Here is a 16,324-nt window from a genome sequence, read left to right as displayed (position 1 = left end):
CGACGCGGGGCTTTGCCCGTCGCCACGGCTTACGCTTACGAGGCCGTTACGCCATGACCGATAAAGAAGTAAAGGCGCCAAAGATCGAATTCCCGGTGACGGATTATCCCGTCAAGGTGATCAGCGATACCGGTGTGGGCAACAAGGACAAGATTCTCGACATCGTGCGTAAACACGCGACGATCAACGACAACCGTGTGGATGAGCGTTCGAGCACCAACGGTAAGTACACCACGATCCAGTTGCACATCGTTGCGACCGGTCAAGACCAGCTTTACGACATCAACAGCGAACTGCGGGCCACCGGCTTCGTACATATGGTGCTGTGATGCCACAGGTCCTGGGCTTTCGCGAGCTCGGCCGGATGGACTACGAGCCCGTCTGGCACGCGATGCAGCGCTTCACCAACGAGCGCGGCACCTCGGCACCCGATGAGATCTGGCTGGTGGAACACCCGCCGGTGTTCACCCAGGGCCAGGCCGGCAAGGCCGAGCATCTGCTACTTCCGGGTGATATTCCGGTGGTGCAGGTCGACCGAGGGGGTCAAGTGACTTACCATGGGCCCGGTCAACTGGTGGCGTATCTGCTGCTGGATGTGCGCAAGCTGGGGTTTGGCGTGCGCGACCTGGTGAACCGTATGGAGGCTTGCCTGATCGAGCTGTTGGCCAGTTACGGCGTGAGCGCCGTGGCCAAGCCCGATGCACCCGGTGTGTATGTGGATGGTGCGAAAATCGCTTCCCTGGGGCTGCGCATTCGCCACGGTTGTTCGTTTCATGGCCTGGCGTTGAACGTGGACATGGACCTGGCGCCGTTCCGGCGCATCAACCCGTGCGGTTATGCCGGGTTGGCGATGACCCAGTTGAGCGACCACGCCACACCGATTAAATTTGCCGAGGTAAGTGCCCGGCTGCGTGCGCAGCTCGTCAAACACCTCGACTATGCTGAGCAGACGACCCTTACGGGCGGAATCGACTGATTATGACTACTGATGCAGTGCAAACCATGATCCCGACGCTGGACGTCACCGAACGTTCGGCCCCGGCCCCGCGTGCCAAGGTGGAAGCCGGCGTCAAGCTGCGCGGCGCCGAGAAGGTTGCACGCATCCCGGTCAAGATCATCCCGACCACCGAACTGCCGAAAAAACCTGACTGGATTCGCGTGCGTATCCCGGTCTCGCCGGAAGTCGACCGTATCAAGGCGTTGCTGCGCAAGCACAAGCTGCACAGCGTGTGCGAAGAAGCGTCCTGCCCGAACCTGGGCGAATGCTTCTCCGGCGGCACTGCCACGTTCATGATCATGGGTGACATCTGCACCCGTCGTTGCCCGTTCTGCGACGTCGGCCACGGCCGGCCGAAGCCGCTGGACGTCAACGAGCCGGAAAGCCTGGCCATCGCCATCGCCGACCTGAAACTCAAGTACGTGGTAATCACTTCTGTCGACCGCGACGACCTGCGTGACGGCGGTGCCCAGCACTTTGCCGACTGCATCCGCGAAATCCGCAAGCTGTCGCCGGACGTGATGCTCGAAACCCTGGTGCCGGACTACCGTGGCCGCATGGACGTCGCGCTGGAAATCACCGCCGCCGAGCCGCCGGATGTGTTCAACCACAACCTGGAAACCGTACCACGCCTGTACAAGGCGGCGCGTCCAGGTTCGGACTACCAGTGGTCGCTGACCCTGCTGCAGAAATTCAAGCAGATGATGCCGCACATCCCGACCAAATCCGGCCTGATGCTCGGCCTGGGCGAAACCGACGAGGAAGTGATCGAAGTCATGCAGCGCATGCGCGAACACGACATCGACATGCTGACCCTCGGCCAATACCTGCAACCATCGCGCAGCCACTTGCCGGTACAGCGTTTCGTTCACCCGGACACCTTCGCCTGGTTCGCCGAGGAAGGTTACAAGATGGGCTTCAAGAACGTCGCGTCGGGCCCGCTGGTACGTTCCTCGTACCACGCCGATGAGCAGGCCAAGCTGGTCAAGGCTAGCCTGATTTCGTAATACAGATCTGCGCAACACCGCAGATCCAATGTGGGAGGGGGCTTGCCCCCGATGGCAGTGTGTCAGTCGCTACAGGTACTGGCTGATTCAGTGCTATCGGGGGCAAGCCCCCTCCCACATTTCGTTCCGCGTCATATAGGGAGAATCAGGGATGACCAGTCGACTAGCCGCCGCCGTACCTGCATTGCGTTCTGAAGCCACCATCGGCCTGATCGCACCCGCCGGCCCTGCCGCGCTGGACGTGGAAAAAGCCGGGCAGTGGATGCGCGCCCGTGGCTATGAGCTACGCATCTTCCCCGGAGTATATGAACGCGACGGCTACCTGGCCGGCAGCGATGACGTGCGCTTGCGCGACCTGCACGCCGCCTTCGCCAACCCTGATATCGATGCGATCTTCTGCCTGCGCGGCGGCTACGGCACGCCCCGCCTGCTGGACCGCCTGGACTTCGACCTGCTGCGCGCCAACCCCAAGCCTTTCGTGGGTTACAGTGATATCACTGCGTTGCACCTGGCAATCAACCGCTATGTCGGTTTTGTGACCTTCCACGGCCCGATGCTGAATGCCGACCTGCTCGGCGACAAGCAGCCACCCACCGAGTCGTCGTTGTTCAACATGCTGCGTGGCCAGGTGGGTGCAGGCAGCGTGCTGGCGCACCCGGTGGCCTACCCATTGACCACGATCGAGCCCGGTATCGCCTGTGGGCGCTTGCTCGGCGGCAACCTGTCGATGATCGCGGCCATGATGGGGACGTCCTACGAAATCGATGCCGAGGGCATCATCCTGTTTATCGAAGACGTCAACGAGCCGATCTACCGCATCGACCGCTTGCTGACGCATCTGCGCCTGACCGGCAAGCTGGCTCAGGTAGCGGGTGTGTTGGTGGGGGACGTGGCGGGGGTGGATAGCACCGCGCTGGAGCGGCTGCTGAAGCAGACCTTCGAACCGCTGTGCATTCCGGTGCTGTCTGGCTGGCGCAGTGGGCATTGCGATCCGAACGTGACGCTGCCGATGGGCGCGCGGGTGCGATTGGATGCGGGGGAGCAGCGGCTGGTGCTGGAACAGGATGTGGTGTTCAACCGCTGAATCTGTCGTCTGCTAAACCGCTATCGGGAGCAAGCTCCCTCCCACATTTTGACCGCATTTCAAAGGATGTACGCGGTCAAAATGTGGGAGGGGGCTTGCCCCCGATAGCGGTAGTCGCCATAAGCCGATCTAACGGTTCTGCAACGACTCCAGCAACTTCACCGTCGGATAACCATCCGCCGGCCAGCCCAGTGACTGTTGCGCCGCACGGATCGCCTTGCGCGTGTTGGCGCCGATAATCCCGTCCGGGTTGCCCGCGTCATAGCCATTGCTGCTGAGTACGGTCTGCAGGTCAATGCGCTGGGAACGACTCAGCGGCAGTTCATCTTTCGGCCAATCGCCACGAATCACACCACTTCCGCCGAACCGTTCCGACAGCAGGCCCACGGCCAGTGCGTAGGACGACGAGTTGTTGTACTTGAGGATTGCGCGGAAGTTATCCAGCACCAGGAACGCCGGGCCACGGTAACCCGCTGGCAGCAGCAGGGCGGCGGAGAGCTGGTCGACGTTAGGCGGCATGCTCGCTCCCGGTGGCAGCTGGATACCCAGCTTCAGCCAGTCGGCGACGGTCTTGCGCACGCCACCGTCGGCCAGGGTGTAATCGAAGTTGGCCGGCAGTTGTTTGACTTCGAAACCCCACGGCTGGCCTTTCTGCCAGCCGGAGCTTTGCAGGTAATGCGCGGTGGAGGCGAGGGCGTCGGCCGGGCTGTTCCAGATATCGCGGCGACCGTCGCCGTCGAAGTCCACGGCGTGGGTGTTGTAGGTGGTCGGGATGAACTGGGTCTGGCCCATGGCGCCGGCCCACGAACCGCGCATCTGGTCGGCCTGGATATCGCCGTGCTGGATGATTTGCAGCGCCGCAAGCAATTGCGCCTGGGCAAAGGCCGGGCGCCGGCCTTCGTAGGCCAGGGTCGCGAGGGAACGGATCACCGAGTTATTGCCCTGGAACTGACCGAAGTTACTTTCCATGCCCCACACCGAGACCAGCGCCTGGCGGTCGACGCCATAACGTTGCTCGATGCTTTGCAGGATGTCGGCGTACTTGACCAATAGTGCCTGGCCATTACGCACACGTACTGGCGACAGGGCGCCGTCGAGGTATTCCCACACCGGGCGGGAAAATTCCGGTTGGCTGCGGTCGGCGCGGATCACCGCCATGTCCGGGGTGACGTTGGCGAAGGCGATATCAAACACGGCTGGGGTAATGCCGGCCTTCAAGGCTTGCGCACGGAAACCGGCCTGCCATTCGGCAAAGGTCTGGGTGGGCTGGATGTCCAGGTTATCCACAGCCAGCGGGGCCACGACAGCGGGCGCTACGACCGGTGCGGTCGACAGTGTCGGCAAGGGTTGAGCATCTGCGGCGGTAGGTTTTTCCGCGCAGGCGACAAGCAGAATGAGGCTGGAGGCAGCGATCAATTGGCGAAGGTGCCAACGACGGGAAAGACTAGAGGGCATGCACAGGTCCAGGGATTACAAATCAAGTGCTGACCTTATCATGCCGGAGGGGCGCTTGCCTTCAGGCGGCCAGAAAGTAAGAAGCCTCCCAGCTATTAGACTGGAAGGCTTCGCGGCGGTAGCTGCCTTTGCCCTTGCCGGCGCGTTCCTGACGGCTGCGGAACAGTGGCTGGGCGATGATGGATTTGGCCTTGTTGGGGCCATGCTTAGATGGCTTTTTGCTCATGGTCGTTACTCTCTTCAGGTGGGATGCAGCGGTGCAAATCATCTGCCGAAGTCTGGCCGCTGTAAAGCCCGGCAAGTTTTTTGAAATACAAATGCAGCCAACATGTGGGAGGGGGGTTGCCCCGTCCCGCATTGGTTTTGCGGTGTTTTTAAGCGGGGGGGTTATTCGGCAGGTAATGTCAGGCGCTGGCCAGACATCAGCAGTGACAAACGGCTCAGGCTCATCCACGGCGAACCCGCTGCCTGGCCCTTGATTTGCGCATCGATGCGCTGGGCTTCGAGCAACAGTTGCGCCCAGCGTTGCGCCGAGTGCCGCTGCAGGGCTTTGCTCATCAGCGGTTTGCGCTTGTCCCAGACCGGCGGTCTGGCTTGGCTGAAGCATTTGTCCAACGGCGTGCCCTGGCTGTATTGCAGCGCAATATTGGCCAGTACCCGCAACTCGCGAGCCAGCGCCCAGAGAATCACCGGCGGTTCCACGCCTTCACCGCGCAACCCTTCGAGCATGCGCAGGGCGTGCGCAGGCTCGCCGTTGAGGATGGCGTCCACCAGCCCGAACACGTCAAAACGCGCGCTGTCAGCCACCGCGCCTTGCACGGTTTCGACGGTGATCTGCCCGTCTTCGGCCATCAGCTTGAGTTTTTCGATCTCCTGGGCGGCGGCAAGCAGGTTGCCTTCGACCCGGGCGGCGATCAGTTCCACGGCGTCCTGCGTGGCCGACAGCCCCGATTGGGACAGGCGCTGACGAATCCACTGCGGCAACTGATTGCTGTCCACCGGCCAGATCTGGATGAACTGGGTCTGTGCCCCTTCCACCAGCGCTTTGCCCCACTTGGTTTTCTGCGCGCTGCCGTCGAGCTTGGGCAGGCTGATCAGCAACACCGTGTCTTCGGCAGGCCGCGAACAGTACTCGATGAAGGCCGCCGCGCCCTTGTCGCCGGGCTTGCCCGACGGCAGGCGCAGTTCCAGCAGGCGTTTTTCGGCAAACAGCGACATGCTCGCGCCGGCTTGCAGCAGCGTGCCCCAGTCGAAACTGGCGTCGGCGCTGAACACCTGGCGTTCGTCGAAGCCTTGCTGGCGCGCGGCGGTGCGAATGGCGTCTGCCGCTTCCTGGCACAGCAACGGGTCATCGCCGCTGACGATATAGACAGGCGCGAGAGCACCTTGCAGGTGTTTGGCGAGTTGGGCGGGGGCGAGTTTCATAGGCGCGATGAACGGGGCGCCTGGGGCGCCCCGTCTGGCTTAGTCTACAGGGACTTCAACAGGCGATTGTTTCGGCGTGTTGTTTTCGTACTCTTGCGCGGCTTTCAGGGCGTCGGCGTCAGCCTTGGCCTTGTTGTCGGCGGTCTGTTGCAGCAGTTCCAGTTTTTCCGGCGTCAGCTGTTGCAGGCGCAGCATCACGCGTTGGACCAGCTCACGACGCATTTCTTTGCGCACCTGGGTCATTTCCGAGTCCGAGCCCACCAGGTTGTTGCCATCGTGGCTCACGACCTTTTGCACTTCGATCTTGTCACCCATCAACGGCAGATGGTCGCGGCCCTGCATTTCAAACGTCAACGAAGTGATCAGCTCGATATCGGACGCACGGCCGGCGCTGGCGTAGCTGAGGTTACGCTGGGTTTCTTTCTCGTCGGCCAGGAACAGCTTGTAGGTCGCGCCGGTGTAGACGTGTACGCCACTGTTTTTCAGGGTGTCGCGCAGTTGCACAACGGTTTCGCCGTAGGCGTTGCGGGCGCTGACGTCCAATTCCTTGATGGTCAGTTCATTGGTGCCGGTACCGCGCAGCTGGAAGCCGCAAGCGCTCAGCAGCACAGCAAGGCCCATCACCAGCAAATTGCGTTTGATCATTTTATTGCTCCCCTTGAAACCATGCGGGCCTTATCGAGGCCCTGAAGGTTTAGTTCGGCGCAGCGCTCAAGCCCTGCGCCCGATCCGATTTAGCTGGCGACGATGTTGACCAGTTTACCCGGCACGACGATCACTTTGCGGATCGTCAGGCCTTCGGTAAAGCGCAGTACGTTCTCGTTGCAGCGCGCGGCCGCTTCGACGTCTTCGCGGCTGGCGCTGGCCGGCATGTCGATCTGGCCACGCAGTTTGCCGTTGACCTGAATTACCAGTTGCAGCGTGTCCTGAACCAGCGCGCTGTCATCCTGCACCGGCCAGCGGGCGTCAATGACGGCTTCGCTGTGGCCCAGGCGGTGCCACAGTTCGTGGCTGATGTGCGGCGTGATCGGGGCCAGCAGCAAGGTGACCGTCTCGAGGCCTTCGTGAACCAGCGCACGCTCCTGTTCGGTGGCTTGCGGGGCTTTTTCCAGCACGTTCATCAGCGTCATCACCTGGGCGATGGCGGTGTTGAACTTGTGGTTCTGGCCCACATCCTGGCTGGCTTGCTTGATGGCCAGGTGGGTGCTGCGGCGAATGGCTTTCTGCTCGTCGCTCAAGGCGGCCACATCCAGCTTGCCCGGCAGGCCCTGGCTGACATGGGCATGGGCCAGGCGCCAGACGCGCTTGAGGAAACGGTGCGAACCTTCGACGCCGGAGTCGGACCATTCGGCGCTCATGTCCGGCGGCGAGGCGAACATCATGAACAGGCGGCAGGTGTCGGCGCCGAACTGGTCGATCATCGACTGTGGGTCGACGCCGTTGTTCTTCGACTTGGCCATCTTCTCGGTGCCACCGATTTCCACCGGCAGGCCGTCGGCGATCAGCTTGGCGCTGATGACCTTGGCTTTGCTGTCGCGCTCGAGCTCGACATCCGCCGGGTTGAACCAGGTGTAGCTGCCATTGGCTTCGCGACGGTAATACGTCTCGGCGATCACCATGCCCTGGGTCAGCAGGTTCTTGAACGGCTCGTTGGAGCTGACCAGGCCTTCGTCGCGCATCAGCTTGTGGAAGAAGCGCGCGTACAGCAGGTGAAGAATGGCGTGTTCGATACCGCCGATGTACTGATCCACCGGCAACCAGTGGTCGGCCGCCGATTTCTCGACCAGGCCACCCTCGTAGTGCGGCGAGGCATAACGGGCGTAGTACCACGAGGACTCGACGAAAGTGTCCATGGTGTCGGTTTCGCGCTTGGCTGGCTGGCCGCATTTCGGGCAGCTGCACTCGTAGAACTCAGGCATGCGCGCCAAAGGCGAACCGGCGCCGTCCGGCACCACGTCTTCCGGCAGGACCACCGGCAACTGGTCTTCCGGCACCGGCACGTCACCGCAGGTTTCGCAGTGGATGATCGGGATCGGGCAGCCCCAGTAACGCTGGCGGCTGATGCCCCAGTCGCGCAGGCGGAACTGGGTGCGCGAGGCACCGAGGTTTTTCTTGATCAGCGCGACTTCGATGGCGTCGAAGGCGCCGGCGAAGTCCAGGCCGTCGAACTCGCCGGAGTTGATCAATTCACCGTGCTCGCCGTAGGCGTCTTGCCACGGGGCCGGGTTGGTGTCGCCCGAGCTGGTGCGTACCACGGATTTGATCGGCAGGTTGTACTGGGTGGCGAATTCGAAATCGCGTTCGTCGTGGGCCGGCACAGCCATTACTGCGCCATCGCCGTAGTGCATCAGCACGTAGTTGGCGACCCATACCGGCAATTTTTCGCCGGTCAGTGGGTGCTCGACGAACAGCCCGGTCGGCAGGCCTTTTTTCTCCTGGGTGGCGACGTCGGCTTCCGCCACGCTGCCGCCTTTGCATTCGGCGATGAACGCCTGCAGCTCAGGGTTGTTCTGTGCGGCCTGGCTGGCCAGCGGGTGTTCCGCGGCCACGGCGACGTAAGTCGCGCCCATCAGGGTGTCCGGACGGGTGGTGAAGACTTTGAGGGTGCCCGCTTCGCCGATCGAATCGACGTTGTACGGGAACTGCACTTCCATGCCCTTGGACTTGCCGATCCAGTTGCGTTGCATGGTCTTGACCTGTTCAGGCCAGCCCGGCAGGTCGTCGAGGCTCGACAAGAGTTCATCCGCGTAGGCGGTGATCTTGAAGTAGTACATCGGGATTTCGCGTTTTTCGATCAGCGCGCCGGAACGCCAGCCGCGACCGTCGATCACCTGCTCGTTGGCGAGCACGGTCTGGTCGACCGGGTCCCAGTTCACGGTACCGTTCTTGCGGTAGATCACGCCTTTTTCGAACAGGCGGGTGAACAGCCATTGTTCCCAGCGATAGTAGTCCGGCTTGCAGGTGGTCACTTCGCGGGACCAGTCCACCGCCAGGCCCAGGCTGCGCAGCTGGGTCTTCATGTAGGCGATGTTTTCGTAGGTCCACTTGGCGGGCGCTACGTTGTTCTTCATCGCGGCGTTTTCCGCCGGCATGCCGAAGGCGTCCCAACCCATGGGTTGCAGGACATTCTTGCCTTGCATGCGCTGGTAACGGGAAATCACGTCGCCGATGGTGTAGTTACGCACGTGCCCCATGTGTAGCTTGCCGCTGGGGTAAGGGAACATCGATAGGCAATAGAACGTCTCCTTGCCCGGCTGTTCACTGACTTCAAAGGACTTTTGCTCATCCCAGAAGGTTTGGGCGGCATTTTCTATTTCACGGGGCTGATATTGTTCGTGCATGGCTACTTTTGAACTGAATAGGGGTGGCCTAATCCTCTTCGGTGCATTGTCCGAGCTGGCCGACACCATAAAGCGCCGCGTCCGTGCCCAAACCCTGCGGGAAGTGGAGTTACAGGAAGCGCCGTAGCATACATGACCCCACTCTATCGAGGGAAACCCTGATTGCGCGGTCGAGGCCGTCTGTCGCGGCGCCGGGCAGGCGCAGCCATGGGGGCTACGCTGTTTATTGGGGAGTGAGTCTTATCTTCAATGAGGTGAGGGGATGGTGGAATCGCAGCGAATGTTATCTAAACCGGATGTGTACCAAGGACTCATCGACCGTTTGGGTCGTGCATTGGATGCAGCAAGTACGGCGGGTCGATTGCGTGATGAGCAGCCCGTCGAGTTGGAACTGCGAGGCTTGAGCCACGCGGAGCTGGAACTGATCAAGGCTTACCTGGCAAGGAACGAACGTTCGGCTTTTACCGGCGTGGCGAGCACGCCGCCCAACGAGCCCGTGCGGTCGGCCAAGGTGGTGTGGCTCAAGGATGTGTCAGCCGCTCGCGGTCCGGAAAAACATCGGTCCGTGCGGTTCAAGTAATACATGCCCCTTAGTTTCCTGATCATCGCTGACTCTGCTTCGTTCTTGTAAAGATTGTCGCTAAACCCCGTTACACCTTAGGCTTCGGGCATCTATGGAGATGCTCGATGCCTATTCGTTATTTCATCAAACAACTGCTGTTGCCGCCCGGCATTCTCTTGCTGTTGCTGGCCCTTGCCTGGTGGTTTCGCCGCAGCCGCCCGCGCCTGGCCGGCTGCTGCTTTGCCCTCGGCCTGGGCGGGATGTGGCTGATGAGCCTGCCGATCATGGTGCAGTGGGGCGCGCGCGCCCTGGAGACGGCGCCGCCGTTGGCCCGGGAGGACTGGTCGAGCCTGGCCCGGCGCGCCGATGCCATTGTGGTGCTGGGTTCGGGGCGCGAGCGTGGCGACCCGGCCTGGGGTTCGGACCAGCCAACCGGCATCGGGCTGGAGCGTCAGCGCTACGCCGCGCGATTGGCCAAGGCCTCCGGGCTGCCGGTGCTGACCAGCGGCGGTTTGCATTACGGCACACCGCCCAGCGAAGCTGAGTTGATGGCGGTGTCGATGCGGGACGACTTCGATGTGGCGGTGCGCTGGAAGGAAGAGCGCAGCCGCACCACCTGGGAAAATGCGCAGATGAGTGCCGAGATTCTGTTGCCCGAGGGGATCAAGCGCGTCGTGGTGGTGACCCAGGCCTGGCATATGCCGCGTGCGGTCTGGAGCTTTGAAAAAGCCGGTTTCAGCGTGGTGCCGGCGCCGGTCGGCTTCCTCGGCGAGGATAACGCGCGGCCGCTGGGTGGCTGGATGCCGGAGTTCAAGTCGGTGTGGCAGAGCGGGCAGTTGCTCAATGAGGCGGTGGGGCAGGTGGGGTATCGGTTGTTCTACCGATAGCACCGCAAATCAAAATGTGGGAGGGGGCTTGCCCCCGATTGCGGTGTATCAGTATCAAATGTACTGACTGACACACTGCTATCGGGGGCAAGCCCCCTCCCACATTGGGTTCGGTTTGATTCTGTTAGACGGTTTTGGACATCCGGCCGGCCAGCAGCGCCCAGCCAAACAACACCAGGCACACCACGATCAGCGGCCATGACCGCCATTGCAGATACGGCGTGAGGTTGTGCATCGGCACCACTTCGCCATAGAGGATGCCGCGCTCGAACTGCGGGATCTGCGCGGTGATCTGCCCATACGGGTTGATCAGCCCGGTCACGCCGTTGTTGGTGGCGCGGATCATCCAGCGGCCGGCTTCCAGCGCACGCATCTGCGCCATTTGCAGGTGCTGCAAGGGGCCGATGGAGGTGCCGAACCAGGTGTCGTTGCTGATGGTCAGCAGCAAGTCGCTCTGGGCCGAGAGGCTGGCGGCGAATTCCGGGTAGACCACTTCATAGCAAATGAACGGTGCAATCTGATAGCCCTTGGCCTGTAGCATCGCCTGGTCGGACGGGCCGCGGGCGAAGTCCGACATGGGCAGGTCGAAGAAGGCAATCAAGCCGCGCAGCATGTCCTGCAGCGGCACGTACTCGCCGAAGGGCACCAGCTTCTGTTTGAGGTAGGTGCCGTCACCTTCGCCCACGACGGTGATGCCGTTGTAGTAGCGCTTCTGGTGATGCACTTCCTGGCGAATCGGCACGCCGGTAATCAGCGCGGTGTGCCGTTCGGCGGCGAACTTGCCCATCATCCCGAGGTAGCCCTCGACGGACTCCTTGAGCACCGGCACGGCCGTTTCCGGCCATATCAGCAGGTCGACCCGCTTGGAGCTGAAGCTCATGTCGCGGTACAGCGCCAGTTGTGCATTGAGCTGCTCGGGGTCCCACTTCATGCTTTGTTCGACGTTACCCTGGATCGCCGCCACGCTCAGCGGGTCGCCGGACGGTGAAGTCCAGGCGTGATGCTTGAGGGCCAGGCCGATGGCCCAGGGCGCCACCAGCAGCAACAGGCCAGCGCCGATGAAGGCGTTGCGCTGGGTCGCCAGCAGGCGCGGCAGGTTGCACAGCAGGGCGGCGGTCAAGGCCAGGGCGAAGGAAATCAGCCACATCCCACCCAGCGGCGCGAGGCCGGTGAGGGGGCCGTCAAGTTGGCTGTAACCGGAGTACAACCAGGGAAACCCGGTCAGGAACCAGCCCCGGAACGCTTCCTGGCCGACCCACAGCGCCGCAAACGTCAGGGCATCGGCCAGTGGCGCTTCATTGCGCCGCAGCCAGCGCGCCCACAACCAGGCGGGCAGGGCGAAGAACAAGGCAATGGCAGCGGTGAACGCCAGCATCAGCAAGCCAGCCAGCAACACCGAAGCGCCGCCGAAGTGGTGGATGCTGTAGTAGATCCAGCTGGTGCCGGCGCCAAACAGGCCGAAACCGAAACACCAGCCACGGCCGAGTGCCTGGCGTGGGGACAGCTCGCGCAGCCCGATATAGAACAATCCGGCCGCGACCAACGCAAGCGGCCACAGATCGAATGGCGCCAGCGCCAGGGTGGTGATGGCGCCAGCCACCACGGCCAACAAGTTGCCGGGCCAGCCGGGAGCGATGAAACGGCGCATGTCAGTCCTTAACGGGCAATAGGTGTCAGGCGAATCAGATGAATCCGGCGGCTATCGGCATTCAGGATGCGGAAGCGATAAGCGCCGATCTCGGTGGTCTCGTTACGTTTGGGCAAGTGCCCGAACGCACTCATCACCAGGCCGCCGACGGTGTCGAACTCGTCGTCGGAAAATTCGCTGTCGAAGAACTCGTTGAAGTTCTCGATCGGCGTCAACGCCTTGATCAGGAAATCACCGCTCGGCAGCGGCTTGATGTAGCTGTCTTCTTCGACGTCGTGCTCGTCTTCGATATCGCCGACGATCTGTTCCAGCACGTCTTCGATGGTCACCAGGCCGGCGACGCCGCCGTATTCGTCAATCACGATGGCCATGTGGTTGTGGTTGGCGCGAAACTCGCGCAGCAGCACATTCAGGCGCTTGGATTCGGGGACGAAGGTGGCCGGACGCAGCAGGTCCTTGATGTTGAAGCTGTCGCCGTTCTCCTTGAGGATCAGCGGCAGCAAGTCCTTGGCCAACAGGACACCCATGACGTCGTCATGGCTTTCGCCGATCACCGGGTAGCGCGAGTGCGCCGAGTCGATCACGGCCGGGAGGAATTCCCGTGGGGTCTGGGGCGCCTTGATGCTGATCATCTGCGAACGCGGGACCATGATGTCCCGAACTTGCAGGTCAGCCACCTGGATGGCGCCTTCGACGATGGCCAGCGCTTCGCTGTCCAGCAACTTGTTCTGATGGGCCTCGCGCAGCAGCTCCAGCAGCTCCTGGCGGTTTTTCGGCTCGTGGGCAAAAGCCTGGGTCAGTTTACCCAGCCATGACTTTTGCCCGTTGCTCGATCGGTCTTCGCTCATAGCGATTACTCTAAATCCTTTGATGTTTCAGTTGAGTGTTGATCAGTTTTCGTCATCTGCATACGGATCAGGGTGACCCAATTCTGCAAGCAACGATCGTTCCAGTGCTTCCATTTCTTCGGCTTCGTCATCGTCTATATGGTCGTAACCCAACAGATGCAAGCAGCCGTGGATGACCAGATGAGCCCAATGGGCTTCAAGGGCCTTGCCTTGTTCCTGCGCCTCACGCTCGACGACTTCGACGCAGATCACCAGGTCGCCCAGCAACGGGATATCCAGCAGTTCGTCGGGTACGTCGGCGGGGAAGGACAGCACGTTGGTCGCGTAATCCTTCTGGCGCCAGGTGTGATTCAGTTCGCGGCCTTCGGGTTCGTCCACCAGGCGGATGGTCAGCTCCGAGTCGGCGGTGCGCTGGCGTAGGGCCAGGGCGCACCATTGACGGAACTGCTCTTCACTGGGGGCGTGCGCGTCGGTTGCCAGTTGCAGGTCAAGCTCAAGCATCGCGGCGGGTGTCCTTGGCCGGGGCGTCGTCGCGGTGCTCGAAGCGCTCGTAGGCTTCGACAATGCGCTGGACCAGCGGGTGGCGGACGACGTCCTTGGGCATGAAGTGCGTGAAGCTGATCCCCGGCACGTCTTTGAGCACCTCGATCACCTGGGCCAGGCCCGACTTGGTGCCCTTGGGCAGGTCGACCTGGGTGACGTCGCCGGTGATCACGGCGGTGGAGCCGAAACCGATACGGGTGAGGAACATTTTCATCTGTTCGACGGTGGTGTTCTGGCTTTCGTCGAGAATGATGAAGCTGTTGTTCAGCGTCCGGCCGCGCATGTAGGCGAGCGGGGCGATCTCGATCACCTGGCGCTCGATGAGCTTGGCCACGTATTCAAAGCCGAGCATCTCGTAGAGCGCGTCGTAGAGCGGGCGCAGGTACGGGTCGATCTTCTGGGCCAGGTCGCCGGGCAGGAAGCCGAGCTTTTCGCCGGCCTCGACCGCCGGGCGCACCAGCAGGATGCGGCGCACTTGCTCGCGCTCCAGGGCGTCGACGGCACAGGCCACGGCCAGGTAGGTCTTGCCGGTACCGGCGGGGCCGATGCCGAAGTTGATATCGTTACCGAGGATTTCTTTGACGTAGCGCTGCTGATTCAAGCCGCGTGGGCGAATCATGCCCTTTTTGGTGCGCAAGGCCACGCTGGCTTCGGCCACTGGGTTGTTGGCCAGGTCTTCCACGGCCGATTCCTGCAGGTACAGGTGGACCGTTTCCGGCGACAGCTCACTACCCTTGGTTTCGCGGTAGAGGCGGCGGAGCAGGTTTTCTGCAGACGTGGTGTGCTGGGGTTCACCAATCAGCTCGAATTGATTGCCGCGGTTGCGGATCTCGATGCTCAGGCGTTGTTCGATCAGGCGCAGGTGCTCGTCGAACTGTCCGCACAAATTGGCGAAACGGCGAGCCTCAAACGGCTCGAGGAGAAAACGATGGGGTTCGATGGGTGCGTTCAAGGTCGCTTTTAGCCGCCCTTTGGCTGTTGAGGTGAAAGAGAGGATAACGCCACGCGCCAGTGTGCGAAAGCACTTATCCAACCCGATCCAGTGTGGGAGGGGGCTTGCCCCCGATAGCGGAGTGTCAGGCAGCTCATGTGCTGCTGATGTACCGCAATCGGGGGCAAGCCCCCTCGCACATTTATTACACCAGAGAGCCGCGCAACGAGTGCGGTTGCGCCGCATCGATGTGGACATCGGCGAACTGGCCGATCAGGGTCGGGTTGTCGCAACGGAAGTTGACGATGCGGTTGTTCTCGGTGCGCCCTTGCAGTTCGCCCGGGTCTTTTTTCGAGTAGTCGGTGACCAGGATGCGCTGGGTGGACCCGACCATTTGTCGACTGATCTCGAACCCCTGCTGGTTCAGGCGATGTTGCAGGGCGTTCAGGCGCTCTTTTTTCAGCTCTTCCGGGGTCTCGTCCAGCAGGTCGGCGGCAGGCGTGCCGGGGCGCTGGCTGTAGACAAACGAGTAGGAAAAGTCGAAACCGACGTCTTCAATCAGCTTCATGGTCTGCTGGAAGTCTTTCTCGGTCTCGCCGGGGAAGCCGACGATAAAGTCCGAACTGATGCAGATGCCCGGCACTGCCGCGCGTAACTTGCGCAGTTTGGATTTGTATTCCAGGGCGGTGTGGTTGCGTTTCATCGCCGACAGGATGCGGTCCGAACCCGATTGCACCGGCAAGTGCAGGTGCTTGACCAGCTCCGGCACTTCGGCGTGGGCCTGGATCAGGCTGTCGGAGAACTCCAGCGGGTGCGAGGTGGTGTAGCGAATGCGCTCGATGCCATCCACCGCGGCGACAACCCGGATCAGCTCCGCGAGGTCGGCCAGGCGCCCGTCGTGGGTCTGGCCGCGATAGCCGTTGACGTTCTGGCCCAGCAGGGTCACTTCACGCACGCCGTTTTCGGCCAGGTGGATGATTTCTGACATTACATCGTCAAACGGCCGGCTGACTTCTTCACCACGGGTGTAGGGCACCACGCAGAAGGTGCAGTACTTGCTGCAACCTTCCATCACCGACACGTAAGCGCTCGGCCCATCGATGCGCGGCTCGGGCAAATGGTCGAATTTTTCGATTTCCGGGAACGAGACGTCGACCTGGGGCAGCTTGGTGAGGCGTGCGGCGTCGATCATTTCCGGCAGGCGGTGCAAGGTTTGCGGGCCGAAGACCACATCCACGTAGGGCGCGCGGTCGCGGATGGCTGCGCCTTCCTGGCTGGCGACGCAGCCGCCGACGGCAATCACCATCTCCGGGTTGGCCAGTTTCAATTCACGCCAGCGGCCCAGCTGCGAATACACGCGGTCCTGTGCCCGTTCGCGGATCGAGCAGGTATTGAGCAGGATTACGTCGGCATCTTCGGCGCGGGCGGTGACTTCCAGGGCCTGATGTTCACCCAGCAGATCGACCATGCGCGAGCTGTCGTACTCGTTCATCTGGCAACCGTGGGTTTCAATGTAGAGCTTCTTGGCCATGGGAATCGTCAACTGGTGGTAAAGAACCGCGCATTATAGGGGTCATGTCCATCGGTTCCTAGCAC

At 61.8% G+C, this 16,324-nt stretch carries 16 protein-coding genes; 6 read left to right on the top strand and 10 right to left on the bottom strand.

Translation table 11 applies throughout. The features are described 5' to 3' along the window. Positions 1–53 precede the first annotated feature (53 nt). From PverR02_RS27860 to PverR02_RS27845, 4 genes are all read left to right on the top strand, one after another. Positions 54–329: a DUF493 domain-containing protein gene (locus PverR02_RS27860; protein ID WP_017848340.1), complete on the top strand. Its 276-nt coding sequence runs from the start codon at positions 54–56 to the stop codon at positions 327–329. Continuing rightward, positions 329–976 carry a lipoyl(octanoyl) transferase LipB gene (gene lipB / locus PverR02_RS27855; protein ID WP_046381930.1) on the top strand — a complete coding sequence of 216 codons (648 nt, stop codon included), beginning with the start codon at positions 329–331 and terminating at the stop codon, positions 974–976. Before PverR02_RS27860 ends, lipB begins: the two co-directional genes overlap by 1 nt. Positions 977–1,002: 26 nt before the next feature. Further along, positions 1,003–2,004, top strand: a complete 1,002-nt coding sequence (gene lipA, locus PverR02_RS27850) for a lipoyl synthase (RefSeq protein WP_167379504.1) — start codon at positions 1,003–1,005, stop codon at positions 2,002–2,004. 151 nt (positions 2,005–2,155) lie between these two features. Next, positions 2,156–3,088, top strand: a complete 933-nt coding sequence (locus PverR02_RS27845; RefSeq protein WP_079444781.1) for a S66 peptidase family protein — start codon at positions 2,156–2,158, stop codon at positions 3,086–3,088. A gap of 129 nt (positions 3,089–3,217) precedes the next feature. Here PverR02_RS27845 and PverR02_RS27840 read toward each other — a convergent pair whose 3' ends face one another. The 5 genes from PverR02_RS27840 to leuS all read right to left on the bottom strand — a co-directional run bounded on the left by PverR02_RS27840 (position 3,218) and on the right by leuS (position 9,309). Further along, positions 3,218–4,543 (bottom strand): lytic murein transglycosylase, encoded by a 1,326-nt coding sequence (locus PverR02_RS27840; RefSeq protein ID WP_046381931.1) that lies wholly within the window; start codon positions 4,541–4,543, stop codon positions 3,218–3,220. Between the two features lie 61 nt (positions 4,544–4,604). Next, positions 4,605–4,769 carry an alternative ribosome rescue factor ArfA gene (gene arfA / locus PverR02_RS27835; protein WP_003176285.1) on the bottom strand — a complete coding sequence of 55 codons (165 nt, stop codon included), beginning with the start codon at positions 4,767–4,769 and terminating at the stop codon, positions 4,605–4,607. Between the two features lie 161 nt (positions 4,770–4,930). Continuing rightward, positions 4,931–5,968, bottom strand: a complete 1,038-nt coding sequence (gene holA / locus PverR02_RS27830; RefSeq protein ID WP_046381932.1) for a DNA polymerase III subunit delta — start codon at positions 5,966–5,968, stop codon at positions 4,931–4,933. A gap of 39 nt (positions 5,969–6,007) precedes the next feature. Beyond that, complete coding sequence (locus PverR02_RS27825; RefSeq protein WP_017848334.1) at positions 6,008–6,613, bottom strand: LPS-assembly lipoprotein LptE; 606 nt, start codon at positions 6,611–6,613, stop codon at positions 6,008–6,010. A gap of 89 nt (positions 6,614–6,702) precedes the next feature. Beyond that, the gene (gene leuS, locus PverR02_RS27820; protein WP_046381933.1) at positions 6,703–9,309 is read right to left on the bottom strand and encodes a leucine--tRNA ligase; all 2,607 of its coding nucleotides are present in this window, start codon (positions 9,307–9,309) and stop codon (positions 6,703–6,705) included. Positions 9,310–9,571: 262 nt separating this feature from the next. On the opposite strand from leuS, the gene PverR02_RS27815 reads away from it, so the two are divergent. Then, positions 9,572–9,889 carry a hypothetical protein gene (locus PverR02_RS27815; RefSeq protein ID WP_046381934.1) on the top strand — a complete coding sequence of 106 codons (318 nt, stop codon included), beginning with the start codon at positions 9,572–9,574 and terminating at the stop codon, positions 9,887–9,889. Between the two features lie 107 nt (positions 9,890–9,996). Continuing rightward, positions 9,997–10,758: a YdcF family protein gene (locus PverR02_RS27810; RefSeq protein WP_079444780.1), complete on the top strand. Its 762-nt coding sequence runs from the start codon at positions 9,997–9,999 to the stop codon at positions 10,756–10,758. 124 nt (positions 10,759–10,882) lie between these two features. Here PverR02_RS27810 and lnt read toward each other — a convergent pair whose 3' ends face one another. The 5 genes from lnt to miaB form a co-directional block, all read right to left on the bottom strand. Next, positions 10,883–12,406: an apolipoprotein N-acyltransferase gene (gene lnt, locus PverR02_RS27805; RefSeq protein ID WP_017848329.1), complete on the bottom strand. Its 1,524-nt coding sequence runs from the start codon at positions 12,404–12,406 to the stop codon at positions 10,883–10,885. An 8-nt stretch (positions 12,407–12,414) separates the two neighbouring features. After that, positions 12,415–13,254 (bottom strand): HlyC/CorC family transporter, encoded by an 840-nt coding sequence (locus PverR02_RS27800; protein ID WP_017848328.1) that lies wholly within the window; start codon positions 13,252–13,254, stop codon positions 12,415–12,417. Positions 13,255–13,296: 42 nt separating this feature from the next. Next, positions 13,297–13,755: an rRNA maturation RNase YbeY gene (gene ybeY / locus PverR02_RS27795; protein WP_079444779.1), complete on the bottom strand. Its 459-nt coding sequence runs from the start codon at positions 13,753–13,755 to the stop codon at positions 13,297–13,299. Beyond that, positions 13,748–14,749: a PhoH family protein gene (locus PverR02_RS27790; RefSeq protein WP_017848326.1), complete on the bottom strand. Its 1,002-nt coding sequence runs from the start codon at positions 14,747–14,749 to the stop codon at positions 13,748–13,750. Before PverR02_RS27790 ends, ybeY begins: the two co-directional genes overlap by 8 nt. 184 nt (positions 14,750–14,933) lie before the next feature. Beyond that, a complete protein-coding gene (miaB, locus tag PverR02_RS27785) occupies positions 14,934–16,259 on the bottom strand; it encodes a tRNA (N6-isopentenyl adenosine(37)-C2)-methylthiotransferase MiaB (RefSeq protein WP_017848325.1) in 1,326 nt (441 codons plus the stop codon). Positions 16,260–16,324 lie beyond the last annotated feature (65 nt).

The sequence above is a fragment of the Pseudomonas veronii genome (assembly GCF_002028325.1).
In the GTDB taxonomy this organism is placed as follows: Bacteria; Pseudomonadota; Gammaproteobacteria; order Pseudomonadales; family Pseudomonadaceae; genus Aquipseudomonas; species Aquipseudomonas veronii.
This window is presented reverse-complemented; position numbering and strand designations above follow the sequence as displayed.

Coding starts and splice junctions, on each gene's coding strand:
- holA (WP_046381932.1), bottom strand. CDS start 5,968: ATGAAACTCGCCCCCGCCCAACTCGCCAAACACCTGCAAGGTGCTCTC.
- PverR02_RS27800 (WP_017848328.1), bottom strand. CDS start 13,254: ATGAGCGAAGACCGATCGAGCAACGGGCAAAAGTCATGGCTGGGTAAA.
- ybeY (WP_079444779.1), bottom strand. CDS start 13,755: ATGCTTGAGCTTGACCTGCAACTGGCAACCGACGCGCACGCCCCCAGT.
- miaB (WP_017848325.1), bottom strand. CDS start 16,259: ATGGCCAAGAAGCTCTACATTGAAACCCACGGTTGCCAGATGAACGAG.
- PverR02_RS27840 (WP_046381931.1), bottom strand. CDS start 4,543: ATGCCCTCTAGTCTTTCCCGTCGTTGGCACCTTCGCCAATTGATCGCT.
- PverR02_RS27845 (WP_079444781.1), top strand. CDS start 2,156: ATGACCAGTCGACTAGCCGCCGCCGTACCTGCATTGCGTTCTGAAGCC.
- arfA (WP_003176285.1), bottom strand. CDS start 4,769: ATGAGCAAAAAGCCATCTAAGCATGGCCCCAACAAGGCCAAATCCATC.
- PverR02_RS27825 (WP_017848334.1), bottom strand. CDS start 6,613: ATGATCAAACGCAATTTGCTGGTGATGGGCCTTGCTGTGCTGCTGAGC.
- PverR02_RS27815 (WP_046381934.1), top strand. CDS start 9,572: ATGGTGGAATCGCAGCGAATGTTATCTAAACCGGATGTGTACCAAGGA.
- leuS (WP_046381933.1), bottom strand. CDS start 9,309: ATGCACGAACAATATCAGCCCCGTGAAATAGAAAATGCCGCCCAAACC.
- lnt (WP_017848329.1), bottom strand. CDS start 12,406: ATGCGCCGTTTCATCGCTCCCGGCTGGCCCGGCAACTTGTTGGCCGTG.
- lipA (WP_167379504.1), top strand. CDS start 1,003: ATGATCCCGACGCTGGACGTCACCGAACGTTCGGCCCCGGCCCCGCGT.
- PverR02_RS27860 (WP_017848340.1), top strand. CDS start 54: ATGACCGATAAAGAAGTAAAGGCGCCAAAGATCGAATTCCCGGTGACG.
- PverR02_RS27810 (WP_079444780.1), top strand. CDS start 9,997: ATGCCTATTCGTTATTTCATCAAACAACTGCTGTTGCCGCCCGGCATT.
- lipB (WP_046381930.1), top strand. CDS start 329: ATGCCACAGGTCCTGGGCTTTCGCGAGCTCGGCCGGATGGACTACGAG.